The 10,312-nt window shown below is 61.4% G+C and carries 10 protein-coding genes; all 10 read right to left on the reverse strand.

Translation table 11 applies throughout. The features are described from left to right. Positions 1 to 98: 98 nt before the first annotated feature. Positions 99 to 464, reverse strand: coding sequence for a hypothetical protein (locus VGL22_RS11650; protein ID WP_465267096.1), 366 nt, complete (start codon positions 462 to 464; stop codon positions 99 to 101). Between the two features lie 35 nt (positions 465 to 499). Next, the gene (locus VGL22_RS11655; RefSeq protein WP_465267097.1) at positions 500 to 817 is read right to left on the reverse strand and encodes an EthD family reductase; all 318 of its coding nucleotides are present in this window, start codon (positions 815 to 817) and stop codon (positions 500 to 502) included. Between the two features lie 92 nt (positions 818 to 909). Beyond that, entirely contained in the window at positions 910 to 3,366 is a 2,457-nt protein-coding gene (locus VGL22_RS11660) for an ADOP family duplicated permease (RefSeq protein WP_465267098.1), read from the reverse strand. Positions 3,367 to 3,534: 168 nt separating this feature from the next. Continuing rightward, positions 3,535 to 4,065 carry a GNAT family N-acetyltransferase gene (locus tag VGL22_RS11665; RefSeq protein WP_465267099.1) on the reverse strand — a complete coding sequence of 177 codons (531 nt, stop codon included), beginning with the start codon at positions 4,063 to 4,065 and terminating at the stop codon, positions 3,535 to 3,537. 86 nt (positions 4,066 to 4,151) lie between these two features. Beyond that, positions 4,152 to 5,345 (reverse strand): molybdopterin-synthase adenylyltransferase MoeB, encoded by a 1,194-nt coding sequence (moeB, locus tag VGL22_RS11670; protein ID WP_465267100.1) that lies wholly within the window; start codon positions 5,343 to 5,345, stop codon positions 4,152 to 4,154. A 76-nt stretch (positions 5,346 to 5,421) separates the two neighbouring features. Further along, entirely contained in the window at positions 5,422 to 5,697 is a 276-nt protein-coding gene (locus VGL22_RS11675; RefSeq protein WP_465267101.1) for a MoaD/ThiS family protein, read from the reverse strand. A gap of 25 nt (positions 5,698 to 5,722) precedes the next feature. Continuing rightward, positions 5,723 to 6,193 carry a M67 family metallopeptidase gene (locus VGL22_RS11680; RefSeq protein WP_465267102.1) on the reverse strand — a complete coding sequence of 157 codons (471 nt, stop codon included), beginning with the start codon at positions 6,191 to 6,193 and terminating at the stop codon, positions 5,723 to 5,725. 95 nt (positions 6,194 to 6,288) lie between these two features. Further along, entirely contained in the window at positions 6,289 to 7,815 is a 1,527-nt protein-coding gene (locus VGL22_RS11685; protein WP_465267103.1) for an FG-GAP-like repeat-containing protein, read from the reverse strand. 185 nt (positions 7,816 to 8,000) lie between these two features. After that, complete coding sequence (locus tag VGL22_RS11690; protein WP_465267104.1) at positions 8,001 to 8,981, reverse strand: UDP-glucuronic acid decarboxylase family protein; 981 nt, start codon at positions 8,979 to 8,981, stop codon at positions 8,001 to 8,003. Then, positions 8,981 to 10,312: UDP-glucose dehydrogenase family protein (locus tag VGL22_RS11695; RefSeq protein WP_465267105.1), on the reverse strand; the 1,332-nt coding region annotated here is incomplete at its 5' end. The genes VGL22_RS11695 and VGL22_RS11690, both read right to left, overlap by 1 nt.

Here is a 10,312-nt window from a genome sequence, read left to right on the forward strand (position 1 = left end):
CAGGGTTTGTTGGTGCCCGGGCCGCTGCTCGATCCGGCCCCAATGATCCGGCCCCCATAATCCCGGCCATGACATGGTCTGGCCCGGTGGCGTATGGGCTATTTCTGCGCAGAATCCAGATCGAAACGGCCCAGCAGATACGCCTTGGATACCGGAGGGTTCGCTCCGTTCATGCCCGCGGGATAAGGGGCGTCGCTGCCTGTCGGGAAACCCCAGATGTACCCGCTGTGCAGGTCGACCACAACTTTCCCCATCTGCTGGCGCATGCCGTCAGGAGACCGCAGCATGTACACACCCGGCTCAATATAGAGATCCTCGCGGGCAGACTGCGCAGCGACTGGGGTTGGGTGGAGCATGGGACGAAACGCTATCACCGTCAGCAGCAGGGCAATCGCGCTCAGAACGATTCGGGTATAGTTGTCGATTCGCATGGTGACGAGATGATACGCTGCACGGTCGCACATGGAGACTGTGCATAGCACCAAGTCATGGACGGCGCCTATTGCGCCAGCCGGATCTCGCTCACCTGGATCACCGGGGCGATGTCGGTGTAATTGGGAATGTCCCCCTGCAGAACATCGGCATTGGGCAGGAACGCGGCGGTAAACGCCTCGACTGTCTCACAGGTGAATGAACAGATGGCGGTGAAGGGAGGAAGCTGGTCGGGCAGCCCGCTGATCAAGCCAATCTCGACTGACACCGCCTTGATGGCCGATCCCAGCGTGCCGATGGCGAGCGGCATGTGGGTGTTCAGGTAGTAATCGACGTCGAAGCGGCTGCCGGCCTTGGAGGGGTAGAAGATCGATACGCGGACCATGCAATGACAATACGCGAGGAGACCCGCGGCCCAGCCAGGATCCTCGTAGCTGAGGGCCGTGAGACCTCGGCCGTCAGCTACAAACCCTCCGCCTATTCGGTGCGCAGAGCTTCGACAGCGTTGATGCGTGCCGCGCGCGCTGCCGGAGCGGCTGAGGCCAGCACCGCCGCAATCAGGATCACCAGGGCCGACGCAACGAACGCCAGAATGCCCGGCTGCTGAAGTTCTGTGACATATTTGTCGATGCTGCGCGCTGCCACAAAACCGATGAGGACGCCGGCGCCCACCCCGATGCAGGCCATGATCGCGCCCTCCACCAGAACATTCGTGAGAATATTGCTGCGCTGCGCGCCCAGAGCCATCCGGATGCCGAACTCGCGCGTCCGCCCGCTCACGGAGAAGGCGAGCACGCCGGCCACTCCCACGATGGAGATAAGCAGGGCGACCGCGGCGAACCCGCCGAACACGATGGCGTTGAGCCTGGCCGGTGCCATCACTTCCGCGCGGATGTCGCCCAGCGTGCTGGCCTTCTCCACGGGCTGATCGCCGGAGATCTGGTGCACAATCTGGGTGATGGACGGCACCAACTGATAGGCGTCCTGCTTCGAGCGCACGAACAGTCGGCCCCCCGTCCATTCCTGATCGATAGGCTGATAGATCGTCATGGCGGGAGAGGGAAGAATGTTCTCGTCATCCAGATCGGGCACCACCGCGATGATCCGCCGTGACTCGGTGCTGATGCCGATGAACTTCATCACGCCATCCGTCCAGCGGATCGTTCGATTCAGCGCGTTCTGGCCGGGATAGAGCAGATTGGCAAGGCTCTGGCTGATGATGACTACGCGCTCGTGCCCGTCCTTGTCGCCGTCGTTGAAGTCGCGCCCGCCAATGAGCGGCATGCCGAAGGTGTTGAAGAATCCAGGTGAGACGGAACGGAACTTGGCGCGGAAGTCCTGGCCATCGGCGCGCCGCGCACCCGGCGCCGCAAAAGTGAAGCTGATGTTGAGACCCTGCTCATCGCGCCACGGCACACTGAAGCCGCTGGACACCTGCTCCACCCCCGGCAGCGTGGAAACGCGGCGCTCGATTTCGTGATAGAACTCGCGGATCTGCTCGGGCGTCTTGCCGTAACTCATCACCGGCAGGTTCACCGCCAGCACCTTGTCGGATGAGAACGGCGGCCGCGTGTTTTCAAGGACGAACAGCGTCTTCATCAGCACGCAGGCGCCGGCCAGCAGCAGAAACGAGGCGGCAATCTGCGTCACCGCGAAGACGCGCAGCCGGCGGGTGCTGCCCCCCGCCACGCGGGTGCCGCGGCCGGTGAGCCCGCCCTGCGGAGAATCCGGCTTGGGCAGGCGCGGGATATAGGCGAGAAAAAAGGCGGCGGCAATCGCAAGGGCGATGCCGAACCACACCAGGCTGAAATCCAGGGTGAGTTCGCTGGCGCGCACGCTGTAGCGCGAAGCGTACTTGCCCAGCACCTTGACCATGGGAATGGCGAGCGCGATGGCGGCAATCGCTCCACTGACGCAGAGAACCAGGCTCTCCGCCAGCAGCGCCCGGCGCAGCGTGGCGGTTGAGGCGCCCAGCGCGGAGCGCACCGCCAACTCCGACGCCCGGCGCACCGTGCGCGCAAGCACGAGATTGGCGACGTTGGAACTGGCGATGACAAAAAGCAATCCAGACGCGGCGAACAGGATCCACAGGATCGCGTTGGCCCGCGCGTTGATCTGGTCGTGCATGCGCGTGACGGAGATCTGGTAGTGATCCTCAGGCTTGTAAACCTCCGGGTGCGCCTTGGCCATCGCCCCGTAAACGGCGCTGAGCTCCGCGCGCGCTGAATCGATCGTCGCCCCCGGGGCGAGGCGGCCAAAGACTTCCGTCATGCGATGCTCGCGGCCCGTCACCATGGTGGCGGAAAGATGATGCGGGCTCGTCACCACGTTGGCAATGATCTCCGTGGCGACAGGGTAGGGAACCGAGGGTTCAAGCACGCCCACCACCGTTGCCGAGCGGGCGCCCGCGTAGCTCTCCAGGCGCACAACCTTGCCGAGCACGTTGGGATCGGAGTGCAGCGAGTCGCGCCAGAAGTGATACGTCAGCACAATCGCGCCCGGCGCGTTCTGGCCATCATCCGAGGGACCAAGCAGCCGGCCCAGCACCGGGCTCAGCCCCATCACGTCGAAGTAGTTGCCATCCACGACGCCCGCGGGGATCTCCCGCGGAGTGCCCAGTCCCACCACCGTGAAGCTGATGCTTGAGAAAGTGCCAAGCTTGCTGACCGTCTTCAGGCTTTCACCCATATCTTTGATTTCAGGCACTGAAAACGTGGCGTTCTGAACGGCGATCCCGGGCGCGCTCTGCCGGATGTAAAGCAGATGGCTCTCATCCCGATTGGCCAGAGGGCGCAGCAGCACCGCACGCACCACGCTGAAGATAGCCGCGTTGGCGCCGATGCCCAGCGCCAGCGTGAGGGCCACGGTGATCCACAGCGCCTTGACGCGGGTCAGGGAACGGATGGCGATGCGAAGATCGTGGAGAAAAAGCATGAGTGACCTCCCAGGGGTCCGGCGTGCGGGGAAGCGTGCCTGTAGTTATGTTGGTATCAACTATTTTGGAGTGTCAAGAAGATTCGCGCCGCCCCCGTCAAGTTTCTGTGGAGAAAACATGAAGACCAAACCCGCGCGCTCATTTGCAGCGGATGAGCCTGCCGGTTGTCAGGGTCCCGCCGGGCTCTCGCGCTCCATCAGGAAGTCTCTTTGAGGGTCACTGCCCACCAGAAAATCATGGATTCCCGTAACCCGGAATCCCCATCTCCGGTAGAAGGCAATCGCGCGCGTATTGCCTGAAAAGACGCTGAGCCAGAGCCCCGTATCGGGTGTATCCGCCGCCAGCCCCAGCACCTGCTCCATCAGCGCATGCGCAATGCCTGTGCCGTGGTACGCAGGAGCGATGTAGAACTTCCGCAATTCGCAATTCGCCAGCGAAGGCTGAGGCGCGGCCGCACGCGCAATCATCGCGTAGCCGGCGAGTTTGCTCGATATCCTCGCCACCAGAATCGCGTTGCAGTCGTCTTCCAGCAAGGAACGAAACCGCTCCGGCGTCAATTCCCGGTCGATGTACGCGGCCAGATCGGCGGCAGCCGTATCGGCAGGACATCCCAGCGGGAAAAGCTCGGCCGACAGAACCGACAAGTCCTGAGCGTCGCCTGCCGAAGCGCGGACAATCTCTGCTGCGAATGCTGTCATTCAGGTTGAACCGCCGCGCGTCTCAGGTTTCTGAGTTGGTCATGCCGCGGGCCATCGCCCGGCGGCCCAGGCCAGCGAAAGACCCGTCAGTACTTCGGCAGGGATGGATCGATCTGGTCGCTCCACGCAGTGATGCCGCCTGCCACGTTGGCTACTTTGGGATAGCCCTGTTGCTGAAGGAATTCGGCGATGCGCTGCGAACGGCCGCCGGATTTGCAATGGATCACAACCTCGCGGTTGCGGTCGATCTCCGCCAGGCGGTTGGGCACATCGTTCTGAGGAATGAGCTTGCCGCCGATCTGGGCGATCTGCGCCTCCCAGGGTTCGCGCACGTCGATGAGCTGCACGTCTTCGCCGCCGTCGATGCGGGCTTTCAACTCCTGCACGGTGATCTGAGGAATGCCGTTATTCACTTTCTTCTCCTTGAGATCTTTTGAAACGTTCTCCGGCACGAGCCCGCAGAACTGCTGATAATCGATAAGCTGCGTCACGGTGCGGTGCGTGCCGCAAACCGGGCAATCAGGATTCTTCCGCAGCTTCAGCTCGCGGAAGCGCATGGCAAGCGCGTCAATCAGCAGCAGGCGTCCGATCAGCGGCTCACCCTTGCCGAGTATGAGCTTGATTACCTCGGTGGCCTGCATCACGCCTACCAGCCCCGGCAAAATTCCCAGCACTCCGCCTTCCACGCAACTGGGCACCAGCCCCGGCGGCGGCGGCTCGGGATACAGGCAGCGGTAACACGGTCCGTCCTGTGTGGCAAAGACGCTGCACTGGCCCTCAAATCGGAAAATCGACCCGTACGCGTTGGGCTTGCCAAGCAGCACGCAGGCGTCGTTTACCAGGTAGCGCGTGGGGAAGTTGTCCGTGCCATCGGCCACCACGTCGTAATCCTTGAGGATCTCGAGCGCGTTGGCGCTGGTCAGCATCGTCTCATGTTTGACCACGTTAAGCGCTGGATTGAGCGCCGTGAGTTTCTCTTCGGCGGAATCCAGCTTCTTGCGGCCAATGTCTTTCGTCGAGTGGATGATCTGGCGCTGCAGATTGCTGGCGTCCACCACGTCGAAGTCGACCAGCCCCAGCGTGCCAATGCCCGCCGCGGCCAGATAAAACGCCAGCGGCGAGCCCAGCCCCCCGGTGCCGACGCACAGCACCTTGGCGGCTTTGAGCCGGCGCTGCCCCTCCATGCCGACTTCCGGGAGGATGAGATGACGCGAGTAGCGCGAGAGCTCGTCGGTGGTGAGCTCGGGAAGAGTGGCGGCGGAGTCAGTAAGAATGGACATAGAGTTCCAGATGATTGTGTGAGCGGCAGTCAGGCGCCAAACGCGCGGTCCCCCGTAGGGCTAGACCCCCGGACGGCTACCGCCCGCCGGCAATCGAGGGAATGATCGTCAGTGTATCGTTCTCCATCACCGCGGAGTCTTCCTTCTGCGGAAGATAACGGACGTCCTCGTCGTTGAGGTAAACGTTCACGAAGGCGCGGATTTTGCCCTCCGCGCTGAACAGGTGCTTGCGCAGTTCGGGACGCTCGAGCGTCAGGGCGTCGAGCGCGCCTTTTACGGTGGGGGCGCTGACTTCGATCTTTGACTGGCCGTCCACGTACGGCCGGAGCGGCGTGGGGATAATGATCGTCATGTGCAGGGTCTCTCGTTCTTGTTGATCAATTATGAGATTCGGATGGGACTGCCGTCGATTCCCCAATCTCGATCGTCTGGGCCTCGAAACGCTTGTCTTCCTCGGTCTTACCCGTCAGGAGGAACGCATTCGTCACCGCCGCCTTGCCGTTTGCTACTTCGGTAATGACGTAAGCGCAGCCGATCCAGTGAGCCTCGGCGAAATCGGTAGAGGACCATTGAGCGGGGTGATCGGGATGCGAGTGATAAAACCCGGCAATGTCCAGGCCCCCGCGCATCGCCTCGCGCTGGATACGCACCAGTTCGGCGGGATCAATCCTGTAGCGGTTATGCGCTGAATCAATGCGGGTATTGCCTGCGCGCACCGCCGATACAACAGACCAGTTCCCCTGCAGGGAGTGCCCCAGCAGCACGCCGCAGCACTCGTGGGGATAAGTCTGTTCGCCGTGGGCCCGAATCGAGTCGTAGATCGGCTGAGGGAAGTGCAGCACGCTCATAGCTTGATGCTATCGTGCGCAGGCTGGGTCGGCTACATTGGGACCTTCATGGCCTGCGCCCCAGCGGCATAAAACGCGGCTGGGGCGCACCCGGTCTACTGCACCGTCAGGGTGAAGGACTTGTGAATCGTGGACTGATCCCATCCAGCCGCATAGATGCCGATCTGGTGGGTGCCCGGGCTGAGACTCAGGCTCTTGGTGAGATAGGTGTAATTGGAAAAGCCGTCGACCTGCTCTGCTACTTTCTTGCCGTCGACCCAGACGTTCATGTCGCGGGCCGGCGTCGCCATCGCAGCGCCAAGGTTAAAGGTGACCGGCGAGCCAGGTGCTGTTGTGGACGGCGAACAAACGCTGATGCCCTCGGCTGCAGCCGGAGCGTTGCAGGTGGGGAAGGCGCCGGCGGTGCTGTTGAGAAGGGTAATGGTGGAGGCGCCGTTGCTGCAGGAGCCGTAGTACTGGCCCAGGCACTGCTGGAAAAGCAGATCGGGCTTGGTGTTGTGGTCGCCGTTCAAGACCAGCACTTGCTGGATCTGGTTATCGTCAGCCGTGGAGTTTGGAATGGAATAGATTGTCTGCACCGCGTTGTAAGAGGAATCTGCGTTACGTGTCCGCACCTCGAGATTGGGAACGCTGCCACTGGTATTCGAGCACGGATAGGCCGTCACGATGAGGTCGTTGTAGCCGTTGCCGTCCACGTCAGCGACAGTCGGCGCCTCATAGGAGATGCAACCGGAGATGGAAATCGTGGTGCGGTTCGGGAAATTGCGATTGGCGGCGTTTCCGTAGAAGACGTAAACGCTGCTCTTGTACAGCGACGGATCGCTGACCATCACGTCCGATCGGCCGTCCGAGTTGACATCTCCTACCGAAAAAGCGACCTGGTCGTAGGTCCCGGACGACATGGCGAGCGTGACCCACTGGGGAAAGTGGCCGGTGCCATCGCCGTAGTAGGCGTACGCATGGTTAAGCGCGGCCAGATCGCCGGTGACCAGCAGGTCGGCTTTGCCGTCGCCATCAAAATCGCCCGTTTGCAACGTGTTCCCCTGCACGGATTGAGAGAGGCCGGGTGTAAATCCGCCTTTGCCGTCGCCCAGAAATATATGCAGTTGAGTGTCCGTCGTGAAGGCAAGGTCAGGATTGTTGTCGTGGTTGAAGTCAGCCGACACGGCGGAAAGGAAGCCGATGTTTCCTGTTGTGAATGGAATGGTCTTCGTAAGGGTGAAAGCACCCCTGCCGTTGTTGGTATAGACGTAAAGATTATCGGAATCGGCCCCGAACGCAGCCAGGTCTATGCCGCCGTGATGGCTGAAATCTCCGAAAACGACTGCATCCACTGAATCAGGGTTACCGCTGGAAATGGCCGGAACGGTATACACCACTGGTGCCGAAAACGCCCCGTTGCCCTGATTGAAGGTCACCGAGAAGCCGCCGTAGTTGGGGTGATCAAGGGCGATCAGGTCTTCTAAACCGTCCCCATTGAGGTCGGCGTGCTGAATGCTGGTTTGGGCGCAAAGGCCGGAGGAACATGCAGCGGTGTGGCTGGAGAAGCTCACTGTGGAACCAATCGCAAGAGTGGGAAACGCCAAGGCAACGCTTAGCGTGATACATGGATAACGCAGCATACTTTTTTAGGTCCTCCTGAATTGGCAGGAGAGCAACAAATGCGACTTTACAGGCAAATCTTTTATAGGTACGGCAGTGTAGTTAGAGCGTCGTATAGAGGTGAGATGCTGCCCGCGTCGCGCCAGGTTGCGCTCGCTGCGGAAAGCCCCCCGGAATCAGTCGGATCAGCAGCCGGAAAAACACTTCAAGCGGCCATGCCGGAAGTGTCCTGGAGATCTCCGGAAGCGGAGAGGCGTTCGAGTTCCTGCTTGAACCACGGAATGGTCAAGCGGATCCCCTCAGGCAGCCTGATCTTCGGCTCCCAGTCCAGCAACTCGCGGGCGCGGGTGATATCCGGCCGGCGCTGCCTGGGATCGTCCAGCGGAAGCGGCTCAAACACAAGCTGGCTGCACGCACCCGTGATCGCCAGGATGGCCTGCGCGCACTCCAGAATGGTGAACTCTTCCGGGTTGCCGACGTTGACCGGCAGGTGTTCGCTGGAGTGCATCAGGCGCAACTGTCCTTCAATCTGATCGGACACGTAACAGAAGCTGCGCGTCTGGCTTCCGTCTCCGTAAATGGTAAGATCGTCGCCCCCAAGGGCCTGGCGCAGGAAGTTGGAGATCACACGCCCGTCGTTGGCCTGAAGGCGCGGGCCGTATGTGTTGAAGATCCGCACAATCCGCGTATCGATCTTCTGATAGCGGTGATAGGCCATGATGAGCGCCTCCGCAAAGCGCTTCGACTCGTCATACACCGAACGCGGGCCGATCGGGTTCACGTTGCCCCAGTAGCTCTCCGGCTGCGGATGCACGAGAGGATCGCCGTAACACTCCGACGTAGATGTGTGCAGCAAGCGTGCGCTGTACTTCTTCGCGATCTCCAGAACGTTGCGCACGCCCACGGAACCCACCATCAGTGTTTCTACTCCGTAAGCCGAGTAGTCCATGGGGCTCGCGGGACTGGCCATGTTGAAAATCCAGTCCACGCGCCCGGGATCGAACGGTTGCGTAATATCGTGCTGCAGAAACTCGAAGCGCACGTCGCGGGTAAGGTGAGCGATGTTGCGCTGATCGCCGGTGAGGAAGTTATCCACGCCCACCACGGCGTTGCCTTCCGCCAGCAGCGCGTCCACCATATGAGAACCAAGAAAGCCGGCAGCGCCGGTAACAAGAACACGCAGCATTACGCTCTCCTCGCCAGCGGGACCGCTTCAGCCCACTGCTCGGCGGCGGGACGGCCCATGCTGATGTAGGTGAAGCCCTGCTCAGCCATGTCGCGCGGGTCAAACAGATTGCGGCCGTCAAACACGATCGGATTCGCTAAACGCGCTTTCACCTTATCGAGATCCAGCCGCGCAAATTCCGGCCAGTCTGACAGGATGACCAGCGCATCAGCGCCCTTCATGGTCTCGTAGGCATCGTCGACGTAGCGAATTCCAACCGAAGGCAGCGACTTGCGTGCGTTGGTGTTCGCGGCCGGATCGTGCGCGCACACCGTGCATCCCTCGGCTAGAAAGCTGCGCACCAGGCTGATCGCCGGCGACTCGCGAATATCGTCCGTGCCGCCCTTGAAGGCCAGGCCCAGCACCGCAAGTTTCTTGTGGCGCAGATTCCACAGCGTCGAGCGCACTTTTTTCAGGAACGACTCGCGTTGCCGCTCGTTGATCCTCTCCACCTCCTTCAGCAGCGACAGATCCACGCCGAGCTGCTGGCTCAGCGCGTAGAAGGCCTTGATGTCCTTCGGAAAGCACGACCCGCCGTAGCCCAGGCCCGCATGCAGGAACCGCGGCCCGATCCGCTTATCCATGCCCATGCCCTGCGCCACTTCCTGGATGTCGGCGTCCACGGCTTCGCACACATTCGCAACTGAATTGATAAAGCTGATCTTCATCGCCAAAAAAGCGTTCGACGCGTGCTTGATGAGTTCAGCGCTCTTCGCGCTTGTCCGCAGTAGCGGCGCGGGGCTCATCTCGCTGCAGCAGCCCTCAATCGCGTCGGCCCTGCGGTAATAGCTGCCATCCGTCAGGGGGCGGTAAATGCGCTGCAGCAGGCGGAAAGCTCGATCGCTGCCGGTGCCCACCACGATGCGGTCAGGATGAAGAAAATCGCTGACGGCCGTGCCCTCGCGCAGGAACTCGGGATTCGATACCACGTCAGCCTCGTCGGAGCGGACGCCGTTGCGCTGCAGCACCCGCCGGATCCAGTCGCTGGTGTAAACCGGCACCGTGCTCTTTTCCACGATCACCCGATACCCGCGCATGGACTGCGCAATCTCAACCGCAACCGCTTCCACATAGGAGAGATCCGCGTCGCCGTTTTCCGTCGGCGGAGTGCCTACCGCAATAAAGATGACTTCAGACGCACGAACGGCCCGGGGCAGCGATGTGCTGAAGGTCAGCGCGCCCTTTTTCTGCCGGCGCAGCAGTTCTTCCAGATGATTTTCGTGGATGGGAATCTGCCCGCTCTGCAGGGCCTGAATCTTGTCTGCGTCGTTGTCGACACAGACCACGGTGTG

This window comes from Occallatibacter sp., from assembly GCF_036502485.1.
Lineage (GTDB): Bacteria > Acidobacteriota > Terriglobia > Terriglobales > Acidobacteriaceae > Telmatobacter.

Coding starts and splice junctions, on each gene's coding strand:
- VGL22_RS11650 (WP_465267096.1), bottom strand. CDS start 464: ATGTGCGACCGTGCAGCGTATCATCTCGTCACCATGCGAATCGACAAC.
- VGL22_RS11655 (WP_465267097.1), bottom strand. CDS start 817: ATGGTCCGCGTATCGATCTTCTACCCCTCCAAGGCCGGCAGCCGCTTC.
- VGL22_RS11660 (WP_465267098.1), bottom strand. CDS start 3,366: ATGCTTTTTCTCCACGATCTTCGCATCGCCATCCGTTCCCTGACCCGC.
- VGL22_RS11665 (WP_465267099.1), bottom strand. CDS start 4,065: ATGACAGCATTCGCAGCAGAGATTGTCCGCGCTTCGGCAGGCGACGCT.
- moeB (WP_465267100.1), bottom strand. CDS start 5,345: ATGTCCATTCTTACTGACTCCGCCGCCACTCTTCCCGAGCTCACCACC.
- VGL22_RS11675 (WP_465267101.1), bottom strand. CDS start 5,697: ATGACGATCATTATCCCCACGCCGCTCCGGCCGTACGTGGACGGCCAG.
- VGL22_RS11680 (WP_465267102.1), bottom strand. CDS start 6,193: ATGAGCGTGCTGCACTTCCCTCAGCCGATCTACGACTCGATTCGGGCC.
- VGL22_RS11685 (WP_465267103.1), bottom strand. CDS start 7,815: ATGCTGCGTTATCCATGTATCACGCTAAGCGTTGCCTTGGCGTTTCCC.
- VGL22_RS11690 (WP_465267104.1), bottom strand. CDS start 8,981: ATGCTGCGTGTTCTTGTTACCGGCGCTGCCGGCTTTCTTGGTTCTCAT.